This is a genomic window from Actinospineispora acaciae DSM 45401, from assembly GCF_000620785.1.
Lineage (GTDB): Bacteria > Actinomycetota > Actinomycetes > Mycobacteriales > Pseudonocardiaceae > Pseudonocardia > Pseudonocardia acaciae.
Genome location: NZ_JIAI01000001.1, coordinates 622,744 through 647,549, shown reverse-complemented (window position 1 = coordinate 647,549; position 24,806 = coordinate 622,744). Strand labels below are relative to the sequence as shown.

The following is a 24,806-nucleotide window of genomic DNA, read 5'->3' as shown; positions in this document are numbered from 1 at the left end:
TTTGACTACGGGCGCAGCAGTTCGACGGCCTGCTCCATGAGGCCGGCTGCCGCGTCGAGCTTCCAGGCGTTGCCGGGCAGGGGGTGGGCGGCGCGGTCGAGGTCGGCGTCCACGGCGGCGCGCACGGTGGCCGGCGTCGGTTTGGTTCCGCGCAGGGTTCGTTCCGCGCCGCGTGCCCGCCACGGCGTGGGTGCCAGCGCGCCGAACACGAGCCGGGCGTCGGTCCACCGGCCGTGGGTGTCCGCCTCGACGGCGAGCGCGGCGGAGGCCGTCGCGAAGTCGCCGGTGTAGAGGGCGAGCTTGGTGAACGCTGTTCGGCGGCGCAGGGCGTGTTCCGGGATCGTGACGGCGGTGGCCAGCTCGTCGTGGCGTAGGACCGTCTCGCCGGGGCCTCGGTAGAGGTCGGCCACCGGGAGCGTGCGGGAGTCGTGGGCGCGGTGGAGCTCGACGGTGGCGTCCAGGGCGACCAGCACGGTGGCCAGGTCGGAGGGTGTGACGGCCTGGCAGCGGTGGCCGTCGATGACGGCGTGCTGGAAGCGGTGGTCGCCGAGCACTGCGTAGCACGGGCTGGTCGGGCCGTTGCGCTTGTAGCAGTCGAAGCCGTTGCGGTAGAACCAGCAGCGCTTGGCCTGCAGCAGGTTGCCCGCGACCGTGGCGGCGTTGCGGATCTGCGCGGACGCGATCGTCGAGACGGCCGTGACCAGCGCGTTCGGTGCGTCCGGGTGTGCGGCGAGGTCGGCCAGGGGGACAGCGGCGCCGATGCGGAGGCCGGCGGCGACGCGCTCGATCCGGCGCAGCTCGGTCACGGCGGCCACGGACACGAGCACCGGGGCGGGGGAGCGCTCGCGGCGGCGTTCGACGGGGGCGTCGGTGGCGCCGCCCAGCACGGCGGCGCCGGCGTTCTCGGTGAGTAGTGCGCTGGCTTCGGCCAGGTCGGTGGGGGCGTGCACGGTGGGCGGGGTAGCCGGTGGGCGGCGCGGGCCGAGCCTGGTCCCTACCGAGTCGAGCAGCCGGTGCAGGCCGCGCGGGTAGGCCCAGCGGACCATTGCGATCCACCACCGGTTCGGGCGCCGCCACAGCCGGTGCCGCCGCCGGGCGCGCCCATCCTGTTCGGCCAGGGCAGCGAGCACCTTGTCCGGGGTGATCGGCAGTTCGCGGATCCGGATGCCCACCGCGTCGTAGACGGCGTTGGCCACGGCGGCGGCGGGCGGGATGATCGACATCTCGCCGACCGCCTTCGCGCCGTACGGGCCGGCGGGGTCGTGCCCGTCCACGATCACCGCGCGGATCGAGGGCAGGTCGGCGTTGCGCGGCAGCGGGTAGTGCAGGTAGGTGCCGTTCACCACCCGGCCGCCCTCGCGGATCAGCTCCTCGCCCAGCGCGGCGCCCAGGCCCATGGCCGCGCCGCCCACGATCTGGCCCTCGACAGCCGTGGGGTTGATCGCGGCGCCGACGTCGTGCGCGGCCAGGTAGTCGACCACCTTGACCTGCCCGGTGCGCCGGTCCACCTCGACCACTGCGCCGTGCGCGGCGAACGCGTAGCTCGGGGAGAGGTTCGCGGTGTCCTTGTCGGGGGTGAGCATCTCGGTGCCTTCGAGCAGGTAGGACGCCTCGTGGGCGAGCACGTCCGGCTCGCCGTCGACGCCCCCACGCGCATCCTCGGACAGGCCGACCAGGTCACCGAGCGGCACCGAGTCCTCCTCGGCGTCCCTCCCGACCGCGCACCCGCCGCGCAGCCGCACCGCCGCCGGGTCCACGCCGAGCTTCGCGGCGGCCAGCGCCCGGACCCGCTCGGCCAGCTCGCGCGCCGCCTTGCCGACCGAGGACCCGGTCATGTGCGTGCCCCGCGACGACCAGGCGCCCAGCTCGAACGGGGTGCGCTCGCCGTCCATGGACAGCACCTCGACGTCGCCGACGTCCACCCCCAGCTCGTGCGCCGCGATCTGGGCGAGGATGGTGTTCTGGCCGGTGCCGGCGTCGCCGCTGCCGTGACGCACCCTGACCCGGCCGTCCGCGAGCAGGTCGACCCCGGCATCGGCGCGGTTGGCGTACTCGTAGGCGTAGGCGCCGCTGCCGTGGCTGCCGGCCGCGACGCCCCACCCGCGCGCGACCTGCCCGTCCGCCGGCCGCGCCGCCCTGGCCCGGTCCCAGTCCAGGCCGTCGCGGACCGCGCGCAGGCAGTCGCCGAGCCGGTTGGTGGTGACCCGGTAGCCGCACAGTGTGGTGGAGTGCTCGGGCGCGAGGTTGCGCAGCCGCAGCTCGATCGGGTCGATGCCGAGCCGCGCGGCGATCTCGTCCACCTGGGACTCCATGGCCAGCGACACCTGCGGGGTGCCGTAGCCGCGGAACTGGCCGCCGGGCTGCGTCGCGGTGTCCACCAGCCGGGCGGTGGCCCGGACGCCGTCCGGCCGGTACATCGAGCCCAGGGTGATCGCGCCGACCCGCATCACCGAGCTCCCCATGTGGTTGTAGGAGCCGTTGTCCACCGCGATGTCCGCCTCCAGCGCGCGGATCACCCCATCCGCGTCGGCGGCGGTGCGCAGCGTCGTCTCGAACCGGTGCCGGGGCTTGTTCGCCGTGAACTCCTCCTCCCGGCTCAGCGCGACCAGCACCGGGCGGCCGGTGACGCGGGCCAGCGCGGCGGCCAGCACCTCGTGCTCGGACGCCTTGGACTTGCTGCCGAAGCCACCGCCGACGGCGACCTCGCGGCAGATCACCTGCTCATGGCGCAGCCCGAGCAGGTGCGACACCTCCTTGGCGATGAACCAGGGCGCCTGGGTGGACGTCCACAGCTCGACGATCTCCCGCTCGGCGTCCCAGGCTGCGAGGGTGGTGTTCGGCTCCATGCAGGCGTGCGCGACGCTGGGGTAGACGAACCGTCCGGACACCGCGACCGCGGCGGCCGCGAAACCGCCGTCCGGGTCGCCCCACTCGGTCTCCAGCAGCGTGGAGACGTTCGGCTCCGGCGTGGTGCGGCGGTGCAGCCGACGGGCGCCGGCGGCCCTGGCCTGCGCGATGGTCAGCGGCGCGCGGCGGCGGCGGTACCGGACGTTGATCGCCCGGCAGGCGGCGGCGGCCTGCTCGGCGGTGTCGGCGGCGACGGCCGCGACCTCCTGGCCGACGTGCCGGACCACGCCGTCGGCCAGCGGGGGCCGGTCGGACAGCGGGCCGCCCCGGTGCAGGTAGCGGATGCCGGGGGCGAAGTCGGCGGCGGTGATCACGGCGTGTACCCCGGGCAGCGCGCGGGCCGCGTCGGCGTCGATGCCGGTGATCTCGGCGTACGGGTGGGGGGACCGCAGGATGGCGCCGACCAGGTGCTCGCCGGTCAGGTCGGCGGTGTAGGGCAGCAGGCCGGCGCTGCGGGCCTGCCAGTCGATCGGGCGTACCCGCGCGCCGACGCTCATCGATCCGGTCCCGCCTGCTCCTCGGCCACGGCGCACACCGAGTCCACGATGGCCTGGTAGCCGGTGCAGCGGCAGATGTTGCCGGACAGCGCGTGCCGGACCCGCTCCCTCCGGGCGGCGGCGCCCATCCCGGCGTCCGCCCGCGCGAGGTCCTCGCGCAGCAGTGCCGTCGCGTGCACCACCTGGCCCGGCGTGCAGAAACCGCACTGGAACGCGCCGCTGTCGGCGAACCGTTCCCGCAGCGCCGCGCTCTCCTCCGCGAGCCCCTCGCCGGTCTCCACCGGTTCGTCCACCAGCGCCGCCGGCGTCACGCAGGCCATCCGGGGGCGGCCACCGATCAGCACCGTGCAGGCCCCGCACTCGCCCCGGCCGCAGGCCACCTTCGTCGCCGTCAGCCCGAGCTGGTCGCGCAGCACCGAGGCGAGCGGCTCCAGCCGGTCCGCGCGCACCGTGACCGCCCGACCGTTGACCACCAGTCGCCGGGTGCCGTCCCTCGCCGCCTCCTCGGACACGCTCCGTACTTTGTACCGTTCGAGCGCTCCGGGCAACCGGGCCGAGGGGCGGACCGGAACCCTTGACATCGTGCGGCGAACCGTACACAGTACGCCGACTTGTCGCCCGGCCGTCTCGTCGACGTCACCTTCGGTGAGTGGCCGCCGCCCCTCGGAGACACGCCATGACCACCACCGCACCGCCAGCACGCCAGGGCTTCAAGACCGTCCTCGCCAGCTGGATCGGCACCACCATCGAGTACTACGACTTCGCCATCTACGGCCTGGCCGCCTCGGTGATCTTCGCAAAGGTCTTCTTCCCGACCACCGACCCGCTGGTCGGGACGCTGATCTCGCTGTCCAGCTTCGGCGTCGGGTACGTGGCACGGCCGCTGGGCGGGCTGGTGTTCGGCCACCTCGGCGACCGGGTCGGCCGCAAGGCCATCCTGGTCACCACGCTGACCATGATGGGCTCCGCCACGTTCCTGATCGGCCTGATCCCGAGCTACCAGCAGATCGGCATCCTGGCGCCGATCGTGCTGGTCGTGTCCCGCATCGTGCAGGGCGTGTCCCTCGGCGGCGAGTACAGCGGGGCCACGCTGATGACCGTGGAGCACGCCGGCGAGCGCCGGCGCGGCCTGCACGGCGGGCTGATGAACACCGGCACCGGCTCCGGGATGATCCTGGCCAACCTCGCCTTCCTCGGGGTGTTCGGGCTGCCGGACGACCAACTGCTGTCCTGGGGCTGGCGGATCCCGTTCCTGCTCTCGGCCGTGCTGGTGATCATCGGCCTGGTGGTGCGCCTGAAGATCGCGGAGAGCCCGGACTTCGCGGAGGTCAAGCGGCGCGGCGAGATCCGCAAGCTGCCGATCCTGGACGTGCTGCGCCACTCCGGCCGCTCGGTCGTGCTGGTGACGATGGGGACCGTCGGGGCGGGGGTCGCGTTCACCATGACGACGGTGTTCTCGCTGACCTACGGCAAGGTCGCGCTGGGCATGACCAGCGGCGCGATGCTGGCGGTGCTGCTGCCGGCCGCGCTGGTCACGGTGATCTGCGTGCCGCTGTTCGGCGCGCTGGCCGACCGGACCGGGATGCGGCCGGTGTTCGTCTGGGGCGCGGCGTCGCTGCTGGTCTCGCCGTTCGTCTGGTTCGCGCTGCTGAACACCCGGCAGTACGGGCTGATGCTGCTGGGGTTCGTGCTGCTGTTCGTGGGCTACTCGGCCAACTACGCGATGTTCCCCGGCTTCTTCTCGCTGGCTTTCCCGGCCGCCGTACGGTTCAGCGGGCTGTCCGTCGGCTTCACGCTCGGCACCATCTTCGGCAACGCGTTCGCGCCGGCGATCGGCTCGGGCCTGCTGGCCAGCGGCGGCGGCTGGGTCGCGCTCGCCCTGTACATGGCGGGCACCGGGGCGATCTCGCTGGTCGCGGGCCTGCTGCTGCGGGAGCCGGCGCGCGAGGACACGCCGCCGACGCCGGCCACGACGATCGACTCCACCCCGGCCACCCGCTGAGCGACGAGGAGACCCATGCGGCACGGTTTCGTGGACACCCGGCACGGCCAGGTCCACTACGTCGAGCACGGCACCGGCCACCCGGTGCTGCTGCTCCACCAGACCCCGAGGTCGTGGGACGAGTTCCGGGACGTCGTACCGGACCTCGGCCGGGACTTCCGCGTCATCGCGATGGACACGCCCGGCTACGGCGCCTCGCCCGCCCCCGCCGAGCCGTGGACCATCCAGCTGTTCGCGAGCGCCGCACTGGACGTCTGCTCCGAGCTGGGCCTGAACCGGGTGGCCCTGGTCGGCCACCACACCGGCGCGGTGGTCGCGCTGGAGGCCGCCGCGACCGAGCCGGACCGGGTCGGCGCCCTGGTCCTGTCGGCCATGCCGTACGTGGACGCCGAACGCCGGCGGGCGGTGGCGAGCCGCCCGCCGATCGACCACGTCGAGCCGGCCGACGACGGTTCGCACCTGGTCCAGCTGTGGCGCAACCGTGCCGGGTTCTACCCGAAGGACCGCCCCGACCTGCTCGAACGGTTCGTGCGCGACGCGCTCGGCGTGCTGGACCGGGTCGAGGAGGGCCACCGGGCGGTGAACGACTACCGGATGGAGGACCGCATCGGCCTCGTCACGGCACCCACGCTCGCGCTCTGCGGCGAGCTCGACGAGTTCTCCCTCCCGTCGCTGCCCACGATCGTCGCCGCGATCCCCGGCGCCCGTTCCGAGGTTCTCCCCGGCACCGGCGTCCCCGCGGTCGACCACGTGCCCGCCCAGTTCGCCCAGGCCGTGCGCGCGTTCCTGCGCGAGTCGGGTGCCGCATAGCTTGTTGGGGTGTCGCGCATGGCGCGGGATGTGCGGAGCCCCAGGTAGGTATGCGGTGGGTCAGTCTTGACCACGCAGGGTGGACTGGATGAAGGCCTCGACGCCGGCGGCGAACTGCTCGTCGCCGGCCATCTCGACCACGTCCTCGGCCAGGCAGACGATCCGGGGGAACTCGTCGATCGGCAGGCCGGCGTAGAAGTGCCGGCGCTGGCGGCGCTGCTCGGCCGAGGTGTCGGAGTCGCGGCGGCCCCACGGCCTCGGCGCCTGGTAGCTGGCGAACCCGATCGCGTAGGTGATCAGGAAGCCGTAGCAGCGGACCGCGACCGGGCCGGGGAGCCCCGCGTCCACCAGCCGCTGCAGCACCGCCTCCATGGCCCCGCGCAGCGCGGTCTGGCTGTCGGTCACCCGGCTGCCGAGCAGGCGGACGATGCTGGGGTGCTCGCGCATCATGGTGAGGAAGGCGTAGGCGACGGTCCGCAACGCCTCGGCCGGGCCGGCGTCCGGGGTGGACGGAAGCCGCATCCGACCGAGCACCCGGTCGGCCATCCCGTCCAGGATCTCGTCCTTGCCCCGGAAGTAGCCGTAGAGCGTCATCGTGCCGATGCCGAGCTGGTCGGCCAGCCGGCGCACGGTCAGCCGGTCCAGGTCCGCCTCGGTGTCGGCGATCCGCAGCGCGGCATCGATGATCAGCTCCGGGGTCAGCGCCGTGTCCCTGGCGCGCGCCGGTTTCCTGCGTTGCCGCGTCGCCACCGAGTTCCTCCGTGCTCGTTCAGGACGGACTGACAGACTAAGTCCGGTACAAGCGTTTCACGCCGCTGAGCTGGCGCGCAGCCGGGGCAGTACGTGGTCGGCGACGCCGGCGAGCAGCGCGTCGGGCAGGTCGTAGGAACCGACGTGCTGCAGGAACACCGCGTCCACCCCGGCGGCGCGTACGGCGGCGAGCCTGTCCACGATCTCCCCGGCGGTGCCGAACAGGCAGAAGGTCTGGGCGAACCGCACGGCGGCCGCGTCGCTCACGTACTCGTCGCAGGCGCGCACGGCGGCGTCCCAGTCCTCGGCGTGCACCAGGTCGGGATAGACGTCCGGGAGCCGTTCGGGCGCGCGGACGTCCACCCCGGCCATGGCCAAGAACGGGCCGCCACCGCCCTGGGCGATGGCCGCGCAGATCGGCTTGAGCTCCCGCGCGTCGCGCTCCAGGTCGTCGGTGACCCGGCAGAACGCCGACGCGGTGATCGGCACCGGACCCCGGTCGCCGCCGCCCTCGCGGACCTTGGCGACCGCGGCGGCGAGCGGCTCGGGGGAGACGCCGGAGAGCAGGATCGCCCCGTCCGCGATCTCCCCGGCCAGCCGCAGGTTCTTCGGCCCGCTCGCGGCCAGCACGATCGGCACCCGAACCGGGTCCCGCAGCCGCGACACCGCGCCCTCGCCGAAGTCCACGGCCTCGCCCGCGAGCAGCGCACGGATCATGTCGATCCCGGCCCGCAACCGTGCGGAGGTGGCCGGCCGCCGCCCGATCGGCGCGACCGAGCTGTTGCCCACCCCGGCCCCGAGCACGAACCGCCCCGGCGCCAGCTCGGCGACGGTGCGCGCCGCCGAGGCCAGCACCGACGGGTGCCGGGTGACCAGGTTCGTGACCGCCGTGCCCACCGCGATCCGCGAGGTCGCGCCGGCGGCGGCCGTCGCGACGGCGAACACGTCGCGCCACAGCAGCTGCGAGTCGGGGAACCAGACCTGGTCGAGGCCGCCGCGCTCGGCGTCCCGGGCGATCTCGACCAGCCGGCCGACCGGCGCGCACGGCGGCACCCGGATTCCCACCTTCATCGACACCTCCATGTAACGGACGTCCGGTACTACGTACGGTGCATTGCCCGGTAACGGCGGTCAACCCGAGCCGGCGCGGTCCGTAGAGCGAGACGCCTGTGTTGCCCGGACCGGGGCCGCCGATCAGGGTGCACATCAACCTTTCCGACGGCGGCAGGGAATGTGAGGTCATCGATGATCGCCGACCGGCTCGACACGCTCGCCGCCGTGTGCGACACCTACCTGCCCTCGGTCGAGGCCCCCGCCGGCGAACCGGCCGCGTTCTACGCCCGATCCGCCTCCGACCTGGGCATTCCCGGGCGCATCACCGTCGACACCGCCACCCGCGACCTCCTGGACGCGCTCGAAGAGCAGGGCTTCACCGCCGCGACGCTGGCCGAGCGCACCGCGCTGCTCCGCCGCTGGGCACTGCACGGCCCGCACACCCGGACGGTGAACGACCTGCGCGCCACCGTCCTCGGCGCCGGCTACTCCGTTCCGGACGCGGACGGCCGCAACCCCAACTGGCCGGACATCGGCTACCCCGGCCCGGTCACCGCCCCGCCGCCCACCGCGCACCTGATCGAGACCATCGAGCCGGCCGGCGACCCGGTGCGCCTGGCCGCCGACGTCTGCGTGGTCGGCTCCGGCGCCGGCGGCTCGGTCATCGCCGCCGAGCTGGCCGCCCGGGGCCGCTCGGTGCTGGTGATCGAGGCCGGCCGGCAGTGGTCGGAGGCGGACTTCCGGCAGCTCGAGCACGACATGCCCGGCATGTACCTGCGCGGCGGCCAGTTCGCGGCCGAGGACGGCACCATCGGACTCCTCGCCGGCTCCGCCCTCGGCGGCGGCACGGTGATCAACTCCATGGTGTGCCTGGACCCGCCGGCCGGCGTCCGCGCGGCGTGGGCGTCCGACCACGGCCTCACCGACGTGCCCACGGCCGCCTTCGACGCCCACCTGGACGCGGTGCGGACCCGGCTGAACGTCAACACCGAGCGCACCGTGGTCGCCCCGGCCGCCGAGCCGATGGTCGACGGCCTCGACAAGCTCGGCCTGGACTGGGAGATGATCGCGCGCAACTGCTCGGACGACGACGACCCGGCGTTCTGCGGGTTCTGCAACGCCGGCTGCCAGCAGGGCGCCAAGCAGTCCACGACCAGGACCTACCTGCTCGACGCCGCCCGCGACGGCGCCCGCTTCCTGCTCCACACCACCGTCGAGCGGGTCCGGGTCCAGAACGGCGCCGCCGCCGGCGTCATCGGCACCATGACGAGGCCCGACGGCTCCACCGCCCGCGTGGTCGTGGACGCCCCGGAGGTGGTGCTCGCCGCCGGCGGCATCGAGACCCCGGCGGTGCTGCTGCGCTCCGGGATCGGCGGTCCGGCCGCCGGCAAGCACCTGCGGCTGCACCCGGCGTACTTCGTGAACGGCGTGTACGACCGGGAGATCCACGCCTGGTCCGGCCAGATCCAGACGGTGGTGTCGTTCGCGTTCCAGGGCTCGGTGGCCGACGCCGGCTTCCTGGTCGAGCACGTGACGCTGAGCCCGAAGGCCTGGGCAGCGCAGCTGGACTGGACCGACGGCGCCGCGCACAAGCGGGAGATGCGCAAGCTGTCCCGGGTGGCGCCGTGGCACGGCGTGGCGCACGACCACGGCAGCGGCGAGGTGGCGCTCGGGCCGGACGGCACGGCGGTGGTGCGCTGGCGCCTCGCCGACCCGGTGGACCGCGAGGTCGCGACGCGCGCCCACGTCGAGCTGGCCCGCCTGCACCGCGCGGCGGGCGCCGAGGAGATCTACACCTTCCACTCCCCGGAGCTGCGCTGGCGCTCCGGGGAGGACTTCGAGGCGTACCTGGGCGCGCTGGCGAACGCCGAGCACGAGGGCGTGCCGGCGTCGGCGCACCAGCTCGGCTCGGCCCGGATGGGCGACGACCCGACCACCTCGGTCGCGGACACCTACGGGCAGCTGCACGACGTGCGCGGGGTGTGGATCGGCGACGCCGCCGCGATGCCCACCTCGCCGGCGGTTAACCCGATGATCACCACGATGGCGCTGGCCAGGCGCACCGCGTACGCCATGGCCGGTGAGACAGGGAGCTCCTGATGTCCGACCGGCACATGATGTCCGTCTCCGACCGGGAGCTGCCGTTCCACCCGGACCGGGCCGCCCTGCTGGTCATCGACATGACCAACGACTTCCTGGAGAACGGCGCGCCGTACGAGTGCGCGCAGGGCCGGGCGCTGATCCCGAAGATCAACCAGCTGATCGGCGCCGCCAGGGCGAGCGGCCTGCCGGTGGTGTGCACCACCCAGGTGCACCGGGGCGACGGCGTCGACCTGGGCATGGTCCGCTACCTGCACCCGATCACCGCCAGCGGCAAGGCACTGGTCGAAGGCACCCACGGCGTCGAGGTCCACCCCGAGATCGACTTCGACCCGGCCGCCGACGAGCTGCTGGTCAAACGCCGGTACTCCGCGTTCTACGGCACCGACCTGGAGAACTTCCTGCGGCGCAGGGGAGTGGACTCCGTGATCATCACCGGGGTCGCCACCCACTCCTGCTGCGAGGCCACCGCGCGCGACGCCCTGTTCCGCGACTTCGCGGTCTGGTTCGTCTCCGACGCCACCGCGACGGTCGGGCTGGCCGACGCCGGCTGGGGGTCGTTCAGCCCGGACGAGGTGCAGCGGTTCGCGCTCACCGACATCGCGCACTTCGTCGGGCGGGTCGGCAGCACCGACGAGCTCACCGCGCTGCTGGCCGGCTGAGGCCCGCCCTAACCCCGGAGGTAGCCCGTGCACGACGACAACGCCACCACCACGGCCCGGTCCGGTGGCTCGCTGCGGGAGGCGATCGACGACAACTCGCTGACCCCGGTGCCCGAGGACCAGCGCAGGTCCGGCTGGTACCTGTCCTGGCTGCCCGCCGGCATCGCCACGTCGCTGCTGCAGCTGACCATCGCCGGCAACATCACCGCGCTGGTCGGCTCGGTGTTCGGCCTGGTGGCCGGCGCGCTGGTCGGCACGTTCGTGATGGCGCTGGGCTGGCTGTTCGGCAACATCGCGCGCACCGAGGGCCTGTCCAGCACCGTGCTGCCCCGGTTCTACGGCCTGGGGCTGCGCGGCTCGGCGATCTCCTCGCTGGCCTTCGGCGTCATGATCATCGGGTTGCTGGCCAGCGAGAACGTCGTGCTGTACCACGGCACGCTGTTCGCGTTCGGCTGGGAGGACACGGTCGGCAACCGGGTGCTGATCTACGGCGCGCTCACCCTGGTCTGGATCCTGCTCAGCATGTTCGGGATCAAGATGGTGACCCGGACCTCCTCGGCACTGGTGATCGTCTTCCTGTGCCTGCTGGCGTACATGACCTTCCGCATCTACAGCGACGCCTCGGTCAGCCTGGCCGACGCGTTCACCCAGGCCAGCACGTCGATGGTGGGCTCGGAGTCGTCCCGGTTCTTCACCGTGATCGGCATGCTGGGCGGGCAGGGCGGCGCGTTGATCCTGGTCAACGCCGACTACTGCCGGTACGCGCGCAGCAGCCGGGCGGTCGGCGGGGTCAGCCTGACCGGCGTGATCATGCTGGACATCGTGGGGATCGCGCTGGGCATCCTGGTGCTCACCGGCGGGAACAAGCTGGTCGGCGAGTACCTGGTCGCGCACGGCCAGGCCACCAACGCCAACGCGCTGGAGCAGGCCACCCACCTGGCGGCGCAGAACACCGGCGCCTACTTCGTGGTGCTGTCCGGCATGGTCGGGTTCGCGCTGATGTACGTGGCCCAGACCAAGGTGCAGGTGCTCAACGTCTACTCGGGCTCGCTGGCGCTGTCGAACCTCTGCTACGTGCTGTCCGGCCGCCACCCCAACCGGCTGGTGATGATCCTCGTCAGCAACGTGATCTGCCTGCTGATGATCGCCGCGAACGTGTTCGAGCAGCTCTCCGGCTTCCTCAGCGTGCTCGGCATCGTGATCATCGGCTTCATCGCGCTGGCCATCGCCGACTTCTACATCGTGGCCAGGTTCCGGCCCCGGGTCGGGTCCGAGGTGGAGCTGGTCAACTGGGCGGGGGTGCTCACGCTGGCGTTCGCCTCGGTCGTGGCCTACCTGCTCAGCGAGACCGGCGTGTTCCCGTTCGGCTTCATCGCCTCGACGGTGATCGTGCTGCTGGTGTACCCGGTCGTGCGGCTGAAGCTGTCCAGGCCGGCGGCCGAGCCGGAGAAGGCCGCGGCCGGCCGGTGACGGAGCCGTCCGCGCTGGAGTGGGTCGCGCGGCTGCGCGCGGGTGAGCTGTCCGCCCGGGAGCTGGCCGAGCACTACCTGGACCGCATGTGGTCGGCGGACGAGCGGGTGCACGCCGTGCTGGCCTGCGACCGGGAGCGCGTCCTCGCCGACGCCGACGCCGCGGACCGGCGGCTCGCGGCCGGCGGTGTCGACGACGACCCGCCCCCGCTGCTCGGGCTGCCGGTCACCGTGAAGGACTCCATCGAGGTGGCCGGCCTGCGCTGCACCGGCGGCTCGGTGGCCCGCCGCGACCACGTGCCGACCGAGGACGCCACGGTGGTGCGGCGGCTTCGGACGGCCGGCGCGCTGGTGCTGGCCAAGACGAACCTGCCCGAGCTGAGCTGCTCCTACGAGACCGACAACGCGGTCCACGGCCGCACCGACCATCCGCTGGACCCGGCGCGCACCCCCGGCGGCTCCAGCGGCGGCGAGGCGGCGCTGCTCGGGGCGGACGCGTCACCGCTGGGCCTGGGCACCGACGGCGGCGGGTCGATCCGGCTGCCCGCGCACTACTGCGGGCTGGTCGGGCTGCGGCCCACGGCGGGTCGGGTGCCGGGGACCGGGATCTGGCCGCCGACCAGGGCGAGCGGGCTGATGGACATCATGACCGCCGGGCCGATGGGTCGCACGGTCGCTGACGTGGCCGCGCTGGCGGCGGTCATCGGCGGCCCGGACGACGTCGACTTCTACGCCCGGCCGGTGCCGTTCGGCGACCCGGACCGGGTGCGGGTGGACGGGCTGCGGATCGGCTGGCACCGGGGGACCGGGCCGGTGCCGGTCAGCCCGGGTACTCGGGACGCGGTGGAACGGGTCGCCCGCGTGCTCGCCGACGCCGGCGCCGAGGTGACCGAGGTCGACCCGCCGCCGTGGGCCGCCGACGCGACCGAGTTGTTCTTCGCCGCGTCCGGGGCGGACGGCGGGGCCGCGATGCGCGCCCAGGTCGCCGGCGCGGGCGGCGCGCACCACCCGCAGTTCGTCGCGCTGCTGGAGTCCTTCCCGGAGCGGCCGCCGAGCGCGGCGGAATGGTTCGAGCTGCAGGAACGGATCTTCGAGTTCCGCTCGCGGGTGCGCCGGTGGGTCGCCGGCTACGACGCGGTGGTCACGCCGGTGTGCACCGGGCCGGCGCCCGAGCACGGGCGGCCACCGTACGGCGTGGATCCCGCCGACTACCTGAGGTACCTGGCGCACAACGACACGCACGTGTACAGCGTCGCCGGGCTGCCCGCCCTGTCGGTGCCGGCCGGGTCCGAGCACGGCCTGCCGATCGGGGTCCAGGTCGCGGCGCCGGCGTGGCGCGAGGACCTGGCGCTCGCGGTCGGCTCCGTCATCGAAGCGGTGGAACCGTCATCGAAGTAATAGAACGATCTATCTAGAGCTAGAACGATCTATCTAGGCGGGAGTGGCGGCAGTGGCGGGAGTGGCGTAGACGACGACGTTGTCCTTGTACTGGCGGGTGGCGTGGTCGAAGGCGCCGCCGCAGCTGATGAGGACCAGGCGCGGGTTGCCGGTGGTGTCGAACACCTCGGCCGGGAGCGCGGACTTGGGGTAGTGCCGCACCGCCTGGACGACGTAGTTCGCGGCGCCGTCCGCCGTGCGCAGCGACACCGTCGCGCCCGGCGAGACCGAGGCGATGCGGAACAGCGCGCCCGGGCCGGCCTCCCTGGTGTCGACGTGGCCATCCAGGACCACCGTCCCCCTCGGCGCCGCCGGCCACGCGCCCCCGCGCCACCAGCCCAACACCGCCGGGTTGTCGGGCACCCCCAACTGACCGTCCGTACCCACCGTCACCCCGACCACCGGTGCGTCGACCCCGAGCGCCGGCAGGCTCAGCCGCGTCGGCTCGGCGACCGGTGGCGGCGACGACACGGCCGGCGGCTCGGCGCGGCGCTCGGCTGGTGGCACCGCGGGTGACACGGCCAGGGCGGCGGGCACCGAACCGGCATCCCGAAGATGGGCGTCGACCATCTGACCGACGCCCACCCCGGAGATGGCCAGGCTCAGCGCGAACACCAGCCACAGCGGCCCCTGCCGCACCCAGGTCACCCCAGTCGACGACGGCGGGCCAGCAGCCCGCCGGTAGCGGCGGCGGCGGCCAACCCGCCGAGCGCCAACGCAAGACCATCCAGGCCGGAGTCCTCGGCGGCCTGGCCGCCCGAGCCGGCGTTCACCCCGCTCGGGGCCTTCGCACCGCCACCGGAGCCACCGGAGCCACCGGCCGCTCCACCTTGACCGGCCCCGCCCTGACCGGCCGCACCCGAACCGCCCTGGCCGCCGGCGCCCGGAGCACCGCTCGGCGCGGATCCCGCGCCCGCACCACCGGGCGGCGCGGTGGTGGGCGCTCCGCCCGGAGCACCGGCACCGCCGGGAGCGGTCGACGCGGCCCCGCCCGCCGGCGCGGTAGGGGCGGGCGCCTGCGCGCCGCAGGCGCCGACCGAGAGCACACCGAGGACAACGGACGCCACGAGGGCGGCATGCCGGAAGCGAGGGCCGCGAAGAATCATGCGGGCACCCTAGGGCCAGTCCACCAACGCGGGAACGCTATGCAATCCGATTGTGTGATCTTTTGTGGGACACCGGCGCGCCGCCCGCGCTCGGAGTGTCGCGCTTACATTTCATTTCTCTAACTAAGTTTCAACACCCGCACGTTAGTCCCTGTGTGTCACGCCGATTCCCACTTTTGGGCGTACGGCGGTGCTGACCGCGTGTTTTGCTGTCGCTCTTTCGAGTTGCCCCGGTTGCTTTCGGTCATTCCGCGGGTACTCACTTTGATCGTCAGTGTCCGGCCGCTGCGAGAGCGGCGCTGAGCAAGAGAGGGGCAAGACTATGCCAATGTGGCTTCAGGACGGCCTCGCGACGGTCGTGAGTTTCGTGCCGCGGCTGGCGCTGTTCTTGGTCATCCTGATCATCGGATGGATCGTCGCCAAGCTGCTGCGGAAACTGGTGGCCGCGCTGCTGGCGAAGGTCGGCTTCGACCGTGCCCTCGAGCGGGGCGGGTTCGGCAGCAAGATACAGGACAGCAAGTACAAGGCCAGCGACGTGGCAGGCATGCTGGTGTACTACGCGGTGCTGCTGTTCGCGTTGCAGCTGGCGTTCGGGGTGTTCGGGCCCAACCCGGTGTCCGAGCTGATCACCGGCATCATCGCGTTCCTGCCCAAGCTGTTCTTCGCGCTGCTCATCGTCGTGGTCGGTAGCGCGATCGCGGGTGCGGTGGCGGACCTGATCAGAGGCGCGGCCGGTGGACTGAGCAGCGCACGCATCATGGCCACGGTGGCGCAGGTGTTCATCATCGCGCTCGCCGTGATCGCGGCGCTGAACCAGATGGGCATCGCGATCACGGTGACCATGCCGGTGCTGATCACGGTGCTGGGGACCGTCGGCGGCATTGCGATCGTCGGTGTCGGTGGCGGCCTGATCGGGCCGATGCGGCAACGCTGGGAGCGCTGGCTGGCCGCCGCCGAGCGCGAGACCGCCCGGGCCAAGGCGCAGGCCGCGACGCAGGAGACCGGCCCCGGGGCCACGGTGCCGGAGGCCAGGTCTCCGGAACCGCCGGCCTCGCCGGTCACGCCTGGGGTCGACGCGCAGAGCAGATAACCAGGCGTCACACGGTGCCCGCCGGCGGACCCCACCCGCCGGCGGGCACCCGTGCTTATGCGCGCTCCCGGTGCTCGGCGACGGTCCAGGCGCGGGCCTGGTCGCTGATCGTCACGCCCAGCCCCGGGCGCGGCGACAGGTGCATCCGGCCGTCGGCGATCTCCAGGTGCTCGTCGAACAGCGGGTCGAGCCACTCGAAGTGCTCCACCCACGGCTCGCGCGGGTAGGCGGCGGCCAGGTGCACGTGGATCTCCATCGCGAAGTGCGGCGCGAGCTGCAGGTTGTGGTGGTCGGCCAGCGCCATGACCTTGAGGAACGGAGTGATTCCGCCGATCCGCGGCGCGTCCGGCTGCACGATGTCCGCGCCCCCGGCACGGATCAGCTCGGCGTGCTCGGCCGCGCTGACCAGCATCTCCCCGGTGGCGATCGCGGTGTCGAAGGTTGACACCAGCGCGGCGTGGCCGTCCGCGTCGTAGGCGTCCAGCGGCTCCTCGATCCACACCAGCCCGAGCTGGTCCAGCGCCCGGCACATGCGCCGCGCGGTCGGCCGGTCCCACTGCTGGTTGGCGTCGACCATCAGGGCGACCTCGCCGAGCTTCTCCCGCACCGCCGTGACCCTGGCCAGGTCGGTGGCGCCGTCCGGGTGGCCGACCTTGAGCTTGATGCCGCCGATGCCGCGCTCCACCGCCGCCTCGGCGTTGTCCAGCACCTGCTCGATCGGCGCGTGCAGGAACCCGCCCGAGGTGTTGTAGCAGCGCACCGAGTCGCGGTGCGCGCCCAGCAGCTTGGCCAGCGGCAGCCCGGCGCGCTTGGCCTTCAGGTCCCACAGCGCGATGTCGAACGCCGCGATGGCCTGCACCGACAGCCCGCTCCGCCCGACCGAGGCGCCCGCCCAGACCAGCTTGTCCCAGATCTTGGCGATGTCGCTGGGATCCTCGCCGAGCAGCACCGGCGCGATCTCCCTGGCGTGCGCGAACTGCCCGGGCCCGCCGGCCCGCTTGCTGTAGCCGAACCCGACCCCCTCGTGCCCGGCGGCCGTGTTGACCTCGGCGAAGAGCATGGCGACCTCGGTCATCGGCCGCTGCCTGCCGGTGAGCACCTTCGCGTCACTGACCGGCACCGCCAGCGGGAGGGTGACCGAGGACAGCCGGACTTCGGTGATCCGGTCCTGGGTGGCGGACGTCGTCATGATCGGAACCTTTCTGGACGCAACATGTCGAGCAGCTCGACGACCCGCAGCAGCGCCGGGTTCGCCGCCTCCCGGCGCCAGACGGCGTACAGCTCGACCGGGTCGTCGGGCGGGTCGGCCAGCGGGCGGAACCGCACGCCGTCCGGGTGCAGCCGGGTCGCCGAGGCCGGCACCAGCGCCAGGCCCCGTCCGGCCGCGACCAGCGCGAGCATGGTGTGGATCTGGGTCAGCTGGTGCGCGGGCGAGTACCGGACGCCGGCCAGCACCCGCGCCACCAGGTCGGCGAAGTACCGGGCCTGGCCGGGGGCGTAGACCAGCAGGGTCGTCCCGTTCAGCTCGGCGACCGGGATCGGGGCCGGGTCGGCGGCCAGCGCGTGGTCGGCCGGCGCGGCCAGCACCAGCGGTTCGCTGTGCACCAGCCGCGAGTCGAACTCCCCGGCGTCGAACGGCGGCCGGGCCAGCGCGAGGTCCAGCCGCCCGCTGTGCAGGTCCTCGAACTGCGCGGAGCTGACCATCTCGCGCAGCACCAGCTCGACACCGGGCAGCGCCGCCTCGACGTGGTTGAGGATCCGCCCGAGCACGCCGAACCCGGAGGCGGCGGTGAACCCGATGCGCACCGTGCCCACCCGGCCGTCGGCCACCAGCCGCGCGGTGTCCGGCGCCGCCTCGGCGAGCGCGAGCAGCCGCCGGGCCTCGGCCAGGAACACCCGCCCGGCCGGGGTCAGCTCGACCCCGCGCGGCGTGCGGTCCAGCAGCCGCGCGCCGACCTCGCGCTCCAGGTTCCGCACCTGCCGGCTCAGCGGCGGCTGGGACATCCGCAACCGGGCGGCCGCGCGCCGGAAGTGCCCCTCCTCGGCCACCGCCACGAACCCGCGCACCTGTTCCAGGGAGATCACGGGTCGAAGTCGATCCGCCGGATGGTGCCCATCACCGCGAGGCCGACCAGCGCGAGCAGCGCGTGGCCGGCGACGAACCACAGCGCGATGGTGAACGAGCCGGTCGCCTGCACGGTGTAGCCGATGACGATCGGCGTGACGATGCCCGCCGCGTTCCCGAACGCGTTCATCGTCGAGCCCACGAAGCTGGTGGCCTGCGGGGGAGCGATGTCGGTTGTGATCGCCCAGCCCAGCGAGCCGATGCCCTTGCCGAAGAAGGCCAGCGTCATGATCGCGACGATCAGCGCGGTGCTGTCGGTGAGGCTGCACACCGCGATCGAGGTGGCCAGCAGCATGCCGATCACGGACGGGACCTTGCGGGCGGCGGTCAGCGACCAGCCTCGGCGCAGCATGGCGTCGGAGACGAACCCTCCGGCCAGGCCGCCGGCGAACCCGCACAGCGCCGGCAGCGCCGCCACGAACCCGACCTCCAGCAACGACAGCCCCCGGCCCTTGACCAGGTACACCGGGAACCAGGTGATGAAGAAGTAGGTCAGCGCGTTGATCGCGTACTGCGAGATGTACACGCCCCACAGCGGCCGGGTGGAGAAGATGCGGGCGAACGTGGCGCGGTTGAGCGGCGCGCGCTGCTGCACGTTCTCCGCCCCGTCGCCGCTCTTCGGCGCGTCCAGGTGCACCAGCCCGCCCCCGGAGCGGATGGTCTCCAGCTCGGCCGCCGTGACCCTCCGGTGCCGCGCCGGCACGTCCATCCAGCGCAGCCACAGCGCCGCCAGGACGAACCCGAGCACGCCGAGCAGCACGAACACCCAGCGCCAGCCGAAGGAGTGGGTGACCCAGCCCATGATCGGCGCGAACATCGCGGTGGCGAAGTACTGCGCCGAGTTGAACACCGCCGTGGCCCTGCCGCGCTCGGCGGTGGGGAACCAGGTGGTGGCGATCCGCGCGTTGGCCGGGAACGCCGGCGACTCGAACACCCCCAGCAGCAGCCGCAGCCCGAAGATGATCGTCACCGTGACCAGCACCGGCGTGGTGACCAGGCCGACCAGGCTGATCAAGAACGTCACCAGCGTCCACAGCGCGATGCTCACCCCGTAGATCCGCCGCGCGCCGTACCTGTCGAGCAGGATGCCGCCGGGCAGCTGGCCCACCACGTAGGCCCAGCTGAACGCCGAGAAGATGTACCCGAGCTGCACGGTGCTGAACCCGAGCTCGGCCTGCACGCCGCTGCCGGTGATGGACAGGCTGCTCCGGTCCGCGTAGTTCACCGACGTGATCACGAAGATGAGCGTCAGCACCAGGTAGCGGGTGGGGATCCGCCGCCATCCCCGCGCCGGCCGGGCGGGGGAGACGGCCGGGGCGGTGCCGGTCTCAGACATCGTCGTCCTCCTCATGGCGGCCCTCGCGATGTCAGGAGGCTAGGACGCTGCGGTGATACTCGTCCAAGACCAATTGGACATCTCGCGATGCACGATCGGTATCAGGGCAGCGAGCCGTCCAGGCCGCCGGCCAGCAGCGCGAACGCGCGGTCGGCGGCGCGGACCGCGGCCTCGTGCGCGGCGTCGACGTCCCTTCCGTCCAGGACCAGGCGGGTGTTGTGTTCGGCCAACCTGCGCGGCGGCGAGGGCGGCGGCGAGCGGGTCCCGCGCGGCGCCGGTGGCCAGCAACGCCTCGGCGCGCGCACTCACCGCGCCGGTGGTGCCCGAGCAGCCCGACGGTGAGGCTCGGCGTCGTGGTGATCATGCGCGCCAGCGCGAGCGACTCGGCGTCGTCGGTGAGTCCGGTGACCTGGTCCTCCTTGGCCGGGAAGTGGCGAACAGGGTTCGCTTGGACACCTCGGCGGCGTCCGCGATCTCCGCCACCGAGACGCCGCCGAAGCCGCGCGCCAGGAACAGGGCGATCGCGGCGTTCGAGATCGCCTCCCGGGTTCGGCGCTTCTTGCGCTCGGCTGGGTTCGCCACCGCCAGCTCGGACCGGGTCGCCGACCGCATCGGGGACTACCGGACGCCGGCGTGGGTCGACCAGGCCGACGACGGCGGCCCGCCGCCCGGGAACCCGGACACGGCGGCGGCGGCCGTGCTCGCCCTCGCGGACGATCCGAGCCCGCCGTTGCGGCTGCCGCTCGGAAGGGACGCGATCCAGCTGATGCGGACCAAGCTGGCCTCCGTGAGCGCGGACCTGGACGCGGTCGAGCGGGCCGCGCCCCCGACAACCGCTGCCATTCTGTGATTGCGATCACACCGCACGGTGCCGCATCCTGTGCTGATCATCCGTCGGAGGCTCGGAGGCAGCCATGACCGACGTCTCGCCCGCGCGCACCTTCCCGCTCGGCGTCAGCCGGCCCTCGCTGGAGGTCGACGACCTGCCCACCCCGGAGGAGGTGTTCAAGGTCCGCCGGCTCGGCGCCCGGGAGCTGGTCATGTATGCGATCGGGCCGAGCCTGATCGCGCTGGGGGTGTCGATCGGCAGCGGCGAGTGGCTGCTGGGGCCGCAGGCGGTGGGCCAGTACGGGTTCGTCGGGATCGGCTGGGTGATCACCGTCTCCGCGCTGTTGCAGACCTTCTACAACGTGGAGTGTGCCCGGTACGTGGTCGCCACCGGCGAGGTCCCGGTGGTGGGTTGGGGACGGGTGCCGCCGGGCCGGCTGCTGTGGATCCCGCTCTCCGTGTTCGTAGTGATCTTCGCGTTCATCGCGGGCGGTTGGGCCGCGTCCGCCGGCCAGGGGGTGTTCGCGCTGGTGGAAGGCAGGGTCGCGACCGCCGCCGAGGCGCAGCAGACCCGCTGGTACGCCATCGGGCTGCTGGTGGTGGTCTTCCTGATCGCGGCGACCGCCCGCAAGATCAGCCGGGCGCTGGAGCTGTCCAACTGGGCGATGGTGGGCGCCATCCTGGTGGGGCTGCTGGTGGTCGACCTGCTGGTGGTGCCGGGCCGGCTGTGGTGGGAGGCGATCAGGGGGTTCGTCACCCCGGCGGCGCCACCGCCCGGCATCAGCGCCACCCAGCTCGGCGCGCTGGCCGGGTTCACCGCGCTGGCCTCCGGGCTGAACTGGTACATCATGGGCCACTACCGGGACAAGGGCTACGGCATGGGCCACCGCACCGGTTTCCTGTCCGGACTGCGGGGCGAACGCAGCGAGCTCCGCTCGGTGGGCGTGACGTTCCCCGACGACGAGCTCAACGCCGGCCGGTGGCGCCGATGGTACCGGCTGCTCAGGGTGGACATGTGGGTGGTGTTCTTCGGTGGCGCGATGCTGGGCATGCTGCTGCCGACCGTGCTGATGGCGCAGGCGGTCCTGCTGTCCGGGAAACAGCCGACCACCGCGAACGTGCCGACCTTCGCGGCCGACGCGCTGCGGCCGGAGTACGGCCAGGGCATGTTCTACTTCCTGCTGGTGATGGGGGTGTTCGTGCTGTTCTCCACGCAGCTGGGCATCTTCGAGGCGCTGGTCCGGATCGTCACCGACGCCACCCACGCCTCCAGCCCGCGCATCCGCGCGCTGATCGAGGACGACCCGAGGCGGTTCTACTACCCGTTCATGATCGTCCTGCTGGTGGCGATCTCGGTGATCCTGCACCTCGCGGTGCCGGTGGCGCTGGTGCAGTGGTCTGCGAACATGTCCAACCTGGGCGCGCTCATCTACCCGTTCCTGCTGATGTACCTGAACAGCCGGTTGCCCCGGGCGGCGCGGGCGCGCTGGTGGCACCACCTGTTCCTGGTGCTCAACTTCGTGTTCTTCGGCTTCTTCTTCGTCAACTTCATCGCCGACACGGTGGGCGACCCGCTGGTCACGTTCTAGCCGCCACCCGGCCGGGCAGCCGTGCCGGGCGGACCGCCGCGATCAGCAGCGCGCCGGCCAGTGCGACGGCGGCGAACACGAAGAAGATCCCGCCCAGCGGCATCCCGGCGGTGAGCAGCACGCCGCCGAGGAACGGGCCGAGGATGCCGCCGAGCCGGCCGACGCCGAGCGCCCAGCCGATGCCGGCCGCCCGCGCCGATCCCGGGTAGTAGCCGGTGACGAACGCGTTGAGCAGCGTCTGGGTGCCGACCGTGCCGTACCCGCCGACCGCGAACAGCAGGTACAGCGCCAGCTGGCTGCCGGTGAAGGCGAGCAGCGCGACGGAGATCCCGGCCAGCGCGAACCCGGTGGCGGTGACCGCGCGCTGGCCGAACCGGTCGGCGGCCGGCCCGCCCAGGAACAGCCCCAGGATGGCGCCGACGTTGAACACCAGCAGGAAGCTGAGCGCCGACCCCAGCGGGTAGCCGGACTGGCGCATGAGCTGCGGCAGCCAGGTGTTCAGCGCGTAGACCAGCAGCAGCGAGCAGAACGCGGCCAGCCAGAACAGCACGGTCGCGGCCCGGTAGCCGGCGGCGAACAGCGGCTTCGGCCCGCCGCCGGCCGCCGCGGCCGCGACCGGTTCGGCTGCTTCCAGCGTCACGCCGAGCCGGTCGGCCAGCGCCCGTGCCTGGTCGGTTCGGCCCCGGGCGAGCAGGTACTCCAGCGACTCGGGGAGCGCGCGCACCGCCAGCGGCAGCACGACCAGCAGCGGGGTGGCGCCGATCAGGTACATCACCTGCCAGCCGGACGCCGGGATCAGCGGGATCGCCAGCGTCGCCGCCAGCAGGCCCCCGACCGGGTAGCCGACGGCCATGCTCACGTAGACGAGGTTGCGCCGGCGCGGCGGGGCGTACTCGATGGTGAGCGCGTTGAGGGTGGGCAGCACGCCGCCGAGGCCGAGCCCGGCCAGGAACCGCAGGGCGCCGAACGCCTCCGGCGAGCTGGTCGCGGCGCACAGCGCGGTGAACACCGAGAACCAGGTGACGCAGCCGATGAGCACCCGCCGCCGGCCGAGCAGGTCGGTGACGCTGCCGACGGCCAGGGCGCCGATCAGCATCCCGATCAGCGCATAGCTGCCGACCGCGCCCGCGACCGCCGGGCTGACCCGCCACTCCGCTAGCAACGTCGGCAGCGTGGTGCCGTACACGACCAGGTCGTACCCGTCGAACAGGTACGAAAGCCCGCAGGTGACGAGGACGACGGTCAGGGAGCGGCCCGAAAGCTCCCCCCGGCGCTGCAAACCAGACGACATGGAAACCTCACGGCTCGTAACTGGCGAACACCTTGTTGGAGTTGAACACGTCGGTGCCGACGAACTCGGTCCAGGTCGGCTTGCCTCGTCCGAGCTCGTGCATGGCGCCGACCAGCGGGAACCAGTTGAGCAGCTCCTGCTGGCCGGCCTCCTCGATGGCCGCGAGCGGCGTGGACCGCCAGGCCTGCAGGTCGCCGCGCACCAGCGCGTCGTAGAGCCGCTCGTCGGCCTCGGTGTCCGGGCGCAGCCGCCAGGTCCTGTCGCACAGGAACGCGTGCGACCAGCTCGACGAGGCGACCACCGCGATCCGCCACGGCGAGTCCCGCAGCGCCCGCGCGGCCGCCGCGCCGACGTCGATCATGCGGGCCGGCGACGGCGACGGCGGGTCCAGCTCGCGCCGCTCGCCCATCCGGGACAGGAAGCCGCGATAGCTGATCACCCGGCGCCCGTAGCAGTTGACCGGGAACGCGATCACCGGGTACGGGAAGCCGCGCCGCTCGTAGTCCAGGTACAGCACGGCGTTGAGGAACGCGTGCGCGAGCCCCGGGTGGTGCAGCGGACGGTAGGCGTACGCCACGTCGACGCCGTCGTCGAGCAGCCGGCCGGCCAGGTAGCGGGCGATGTCCGGGCGGCCCTTGATGGTGAACGTGGTGTCCGCCGGCTCGCCCCACACGTTCGGCTTGCCCGCCATGTCCGAGGAGCCCTGCGCCTGCCGCCACGGCCGCACCTCGAGGTCGTCGTAGGCGAGCACGGCGTAGGGCGGGATGACGTCCTCGCGGAAGTTCTCGTACTGGTCGTCGCCCCAGATCACCACCGCGTCGGGCCGGAACGCGTCCAGGGCGGCGCGGGCGCGCGCGAACGCGGCGACCAGGGCGGCCCGATGGCTCGCGGCGGCCTCGGCACCGCCGTCCTCGCCCCACTCCGCGCGCATCCGCTCGCCCCACCGGGCCGGGTCGCGCTCGGCCTCCGGGATGGCCGGGTCGTCCATGGTCCAGCGCAGGATGTCCGCCATGTCCGCGTCGGTGCCGCTGAACGGCGGGTAGTGCGACAGCCCGAGCCCCAGGATCTCCGCCATACCCTTCTCACCTCCGTCGACTTGTGATCGGTGCCACACATTTACTCATGCCAGTGAACTATCGTCAATCTTGATCTTTCACTCACATAACAATTTGTTATCGCTGGTCAGCTAGGAAGATCGAATAGAACGGCGCGAGCTTGTACAGTTCACTCTGTGAAGCAACCGCCCGTCACCCACGGCGAGAGCTCGATCGCCGAGCAGATCGCGAGGGCCGCCCGGCGGGAGGGCCCCGGCTTCGATCCGACCGTACTGGGGATCACCCTCTCGCTGCTGCGGGCCTCCGCCGAGCTGGAGCGCGCGCACGTCGCGGAGCTGTCCCCGTACCGGCTCACCACCAGCCAGTTCAACGTGCTCACCGTGCTGGACCGGGCGGACGAGCCGCTGACCATGGGGCGGCTGGGCCAGGCCATCTCGGTGCTCCCGGCCAACCTCACCTCGGTGGTCGACGCCCTGGCGCGGCGGGAGTACGTCGAGCGGCTGGCCAACGAGCGGGACCGGCGTTCCTCGCTGGTGCGCATCACCGAGAGCGGCCGGGCGTTCCTGCGCGACTTCCTGCCCGGCCACTGGGCGCACCTGCAGCGGCTCATGTCAGACCTGCGCCCGGAGGAGCGCACCCAGCTGCACTCGCTGCTGGAACGGTTCGTCGAGTCGCTGCGGCTGTCCCGGTCCGGCTAGC

General features: G+C 72.8%; 22 protein-coding genes. 10 read left to right on the top strand and 12 right to left on the bottom strand.

Annotated elements, in window-relative coordinates:
- Positions 1-5: 5 nt before the first annotated feature.
- Positions 6-3,404, bottom strand: a complete 3,399-nt coding sequence (locus N912_RS0103235) for a molybdopterin cofactor-binding domain-containing protein (RefSeq protein WP_028921296.1) — start codon at positions 3,402-3,404, stop codon at positions 6-8.
- Complete coding sequence (locus N912_RS0103230; protein WP_028921295.1) at positions 3,401-3,916, bottom strand: (2Fe-2S)-binding protein; 516 nt, start codon at positions 3,914-3,916, stop codon at positions 3,401-3,403. The genes N912_RS0103235 and N912_RS0103230 overlap by 4 nt, the downstream gene beginning before the upstream one ends.
- 164 nt (positions 3,917-4,080) lie before the next feature.
- Between N912_RS0103230 and N912_RS0103225 the strand changes: the two genes are divergently transcribed.
- Together N912_RS0103225 and N912_RS0103220 are read left to right on the top strand one after the other, a co-directional pair.
- Positions 4,081-5,406, top strand: a complete 1,326-nt coding sequence (locus N912_RS0103225; RefSeq protein WP_028921294.1) for an MFS transporter — start codon at positions 4,081-4,083, stop codon at positions 5,404-5,406.
- A gap of 15 nt (positions 5,407-5,421) precedes the next feature.
- Entirely contained in the window at positions 5,422-6,216 is a 795-nt protein-coding gene (locus N912_RS0103220; RefSeq protein ID WP_028921293.1) for an alpha/beta fold hydrolase, read from the top strand.
- A 60-nt stretch (positions 6,217-6,276) separates the two neighbouring features.
- Here N912_RS0103220 and N912_RS0103215 read toward each other — a convergent pair whose 3' ends face one another.
- The gene (locus tag N912_RS0103215; RefSeq protein WP_028921292.1) at positions 6,277-6,966 is read right to left on the bottom strand and encodes a TetR/AcrR family transcriptional regulator; all 690 of its coding nucleotides are present in this window, start codon (positions 6,964-6,966) and stop codon (positions 6,277-6,279) included.
- Between the two features lie 57 nt (positions 6,967-7,023).
- The gene (locus N912_RS0103210) at positions 7,024-8,037 is read right to left on the bottom strand and encodes an LLM class flavin-dependent oxidoreductase (RefSeq protein ID WP_051579916.1); all 1,014 of its coding nucleotides are present in this window, start codon (positions 8,035-8,037) and stop codon (positions 7,024-7,026) included.
- Positions 8,038-8,211: 174 nt separating this feature from the next.
- Here N912_RS0103210 and N912_RS0103205 point away from each other — a divergent pair, with 174 nt between their 5' ends.
- The 4 genes from N912_RS0103205 to N912_RS49165 are packed head-to-tail and all read left to right on the top strand — an operon-like array spanning position 8,212 to position 13,648.
- Positions 8,212-10,119: a GMC family oxidoreductase gene (locus N912_RS0103205; protein ID WP_037062717.1), complete on the top strand. Its 1,908-nt coding sequence runs from the start codon at positions 8,212-8,214 to the stop codon at positions 10,117-10,119.
- Complete coding sequence (locus tag N912_RS0103200; RefSeq protein ID WP_051579522.1) at positions 10,119-10,781, top strand: isochorismatase family protein; 663 nt, start codon at positions 10,119-10,121, stop codon at positions 10,779-10,781. Before N912_RS0103205 ends, N912_RS0103200 begins: the two co-directional genes overlap by 1 nt.
- Positions 10,782-10,808: 27 nt before the next feature.
- A complete protein-coding gene (locus N912_RS49170; protein ID WP_051579520.1) occupies positions 10,809-12,251 on the top strand; it encodes a purine-cytosine permease family protein in 1,443 nt (480 codons plus the stop codon).
- Entirely contained in the window at positions 12,248-13,648 is a 1,401-nt protein-coding gene (locus N912_RS49165; protein ID WP_051579518.1) for an amidase, read from the top strand. The genes N912_RS49170 and N912_RS49165 overlap by 4 nt, the downstream gene beginning before the upstream one ends.
- Positions 13,649-13,681: 33 nt before the next feature.
- Here N912_RS49165 and N912_RS0103185 read toward each other — a convergent pair whose 3' ends face one another.
- Complete coding sequence (locus tag N912_RS0103185) at positions 13,682-14,326, bottom strand: class F sortase (RefSeq protein ID WP_156993128.1); 645 nt, start codon at positions 14,324-14,326, stop codon at positions 13,682-13,684.
- A gap of 5 nt (positions 14,327-14,331) precedes the next feature.
- Positions 14,332-14,754 (bottom strand): hypothetical protein, encoded by a 423-nt coding sequence (locus N912_RS63210; protein ID WP_156993126.1) that lies wholly within the window; start codon positions 14,752-14,754, stop codon positions 14,332-14,334.
- Positions 14,755-15,115: 361 nt separating this feature from the next.
- On the opposite strand from N912_RS63210, the gene N912_RS0103180 reads away from it, so the two are divergent.
- Positions 15,116-15,883 (top strand): mechanosensitive ion channel family protein, encoded by a 768-nt coding sequence (locus N912_RS0103180; RefSeq protein WP_028921287.1) that lies wholly within the window; start codon positions 15,116-15,118, stop codon positions 15,881-15,883.
- 55 nt (positions 15,884-15,938) lie between these two features.
- Here the strand turns inward: N912_RS0103180 and N912_RS0103175 are convergent, their stop codons facing one another.
- The 4 genes from N912_RS0103175 to N912_RS66930 all read right to left on the bottom strand — a co-directional run bounded on the left by N912_RS0103175 (position 15,939) and on the right by N912_RS66930 (position 19,574).
- Positions 15,939-17,072, bottom strand: coding sequence for an L-talarate/galactarate dehydratase (locus N912_RS0103175; RefSeq protein ID WP_028921286.1), 1,134 nt, complete (start codon positions 17,070-17,072; stop codon positions 15,939-15,941).
- Positions 17,069-17,968 carry a LysR family transcriptional regulator gene (locus N912_RS0103170; protein WP_028921285.1) on the bottom strand — a complete coding sequence of 300 codons (900 nt, stop codon included), beginning with the start codon at positions 17,966-17,968 and terminating at the stop codon, positions 17,069-17,071. The genes N912_RS0103175 and N912_RS0103170 overlap by 4 nt, the downstream gene beginning before the upstream one ends.
- Positions 17,965-19,344: an MFS transporter gene (locus tag N912_RS0103165; protein ID WP_028921284.1), complete on the bottom strand. Its 1,380-nt coding sequence runs from the start codon at positions 19,342-19,344 to the stop codon at positions 17,965-17,967. The genes N912_RS0103170 and N912_RS0103165 overlap by 4 nt, the downstream gene beginning before the upstream one ends.
- Before the next feature lie 101 nt (positions 19,345-19,445).
- On the bottom strand, positions 19,446-19,574 hold the full coding sequence (locus tag N912_RS66930) for a hypothetical protein (protein WP_281176253.1): 129 nt from the start codon (positions 19,572-19,574) through the stop codon (positions 19,446-19,448).
- 47 nt (positions 19,575-19,621) lie between these two features.
- Here N912_RS66930 and N912_RS66925 point away from each other — a divergent pair, with 47 nt between their 5' ends.
- Together N912_RS66925 and N912_RS0103150 are read left to right on the top strand one after the other, a co-directional pair.
- A complete protein-coding gene (locus N912_RS66925; protein WP_425415263.1) occupies positions 19,622-20,194 on the top strand; it encodes a hypothetical protein in 573 nt (190 codons plus the stop codon).
- Between the two features lie 64 nt (positions 20,195-20,258).
- The gene (locus N912_RS0103150) at positions 20,259-21,761 is read left to right on the top strand and encodes an Nramp family divalent metal transporter (RefSeq protein WP_028921282.1); all 1,503 of its coding nucleotides are present in this window, start codon (positions 20,259-20,261) and stop codon (positions 21,759-21,761) included.
- Here N912_RS0103150 and N912_RS0103145 read toward each other — a convergent pair.
- Positions 21,751-23,052, bottom strand: a complete 1,302-nt coding sequence (locus N912_RS0103145) for an MFS transporter (RefSeq protein ID WP_028921281.1) — start codon at positions 23,050-23,052, stop codon at positions 21,751-21,753. The two genes, N912_RS0103150 and N912_RS0103145, sit on opposite strands and share 11 nt — an antisense overlap.
- A 7-nt stretch (positions 23,053-23,059) precedes the next feature.
- Positions 23,060-24,127: a class III extradiol ring-cleavage dioxygenase family protein gene (locus N912_RS0103140; protein ID WP_028921280.1), complete on the bottom strand. Its 1,068-nt coding sequence runs from the start codon at positions 24,125-24,127 to the stop codon at positions 23,060-23,062.
- A 156-nt stretch (positions 24,128-24,283) separates the two neighbouring features.
- Between N912_RS0103140 and N912_RS0103135 the strand changes: the two genes are divergently transcribed.
- A complete protein-coding gene (locus N912_RS0103135; RefSeq protein ID WP_028921279.1) occupies positions 24,284-24,805 on the top strand; it encodes a MarR family winged helix-turn-helix transcriptional regulator in 522 nt (173 codons plus the stop codon).
- The last annotated feature ends 1 nt before the right edge of the window (position 24,806 follow it).

Excerpts from the sequence above, each read along its gene's own strand:
- N912_RS0103175 (WP_028921286.1), bottom strand. The coding sequence starts at position 17,072 with ATGACGACGTCCGCCACCCAGGACCGGATCACCGAAGTCCGGCTGTCC.
- N912_RS0103210 (WP_051579916.1), bottom strand. The coding sequence starts at position 8,037 with ATGAAGGTGGGAATCCGGGTGCCGCCGTGCGCGCCGGTCGGCCGGCTG.
- N912_RS0103235 (WP_028921296.1), bottom strand. The coding sequence starts at position 3,404 with ATGAGCGTCGGCGCGCGGGTACGCCCGATCGACTGGCAGGCCCGCAGC.
- N912_RS0103150 (WP_028921282.1), top strand. The coding sequence starts at position 20,259 with ATGACCGACGTCTCGCCCGCGCGCACCTTCCCGCTCGGCGTCAGCCGG.
- N912_RS0103180 (WP_028921287.1), top strand. The coding sequence starts at position 15,116 with ATGCCAATGTGGCTTCAGGACGGCCTCGCGACGGTCGTGAGTTTCGTG.
- N912_RS0103225 (WP_028921294.1), top strand. The coding sequence starts at position 4,081 with ATGACCACCACCGCACCGCCAGCACGCCAGGGCTTCAAGACCGTCCTC.
- N912_RS0103200 (WP_051579522.1), top strand. The coding sequence starts at position 10,119 with ATGTCCGACCGGCACATGATGTCCGTCTCCGACCGGGAGCTGCCGTTC.
- N912_RS0103145 (WP_028921281.1), bottom strand. The coding sequence starts at position 23,052 with ATGTCGTCTGGTTTGCAGCGCCGGGGGGAGCTTTCGGGCCGCTCCCTG.
- N912_RS0103165 (WP_028921284.1), bottom strand. The coding sequence starts at position 19,344 with ATGTCTGAGACCGGCACCGCCCCGGCCGTCTCCCCCGCCCGGCCGGCG.
- N912_RS0103140 (WP_028921280.1), bottom strand. The coding sequence starts at position 24,127 with ATGGCGGAGATCCTGGGGCTCGGGCTGTCGCACTACCCGCCGTTCAGC.
- N912_RS0103205 (WP_037062717.1), top strand. The coding sequence starts at position 8,212 with ATGATCGCCGACCGGCTCGACACGCTCGCCGCCGTGTGCGACACCTAC.
- N912_RS0103220 (WP_028921293.1), top strand. The coding sequence starts at position 5,422 with ATGCGGCACGGTTTCGTGGACACCCGGCACGGCCAGGTCCACTACGTC.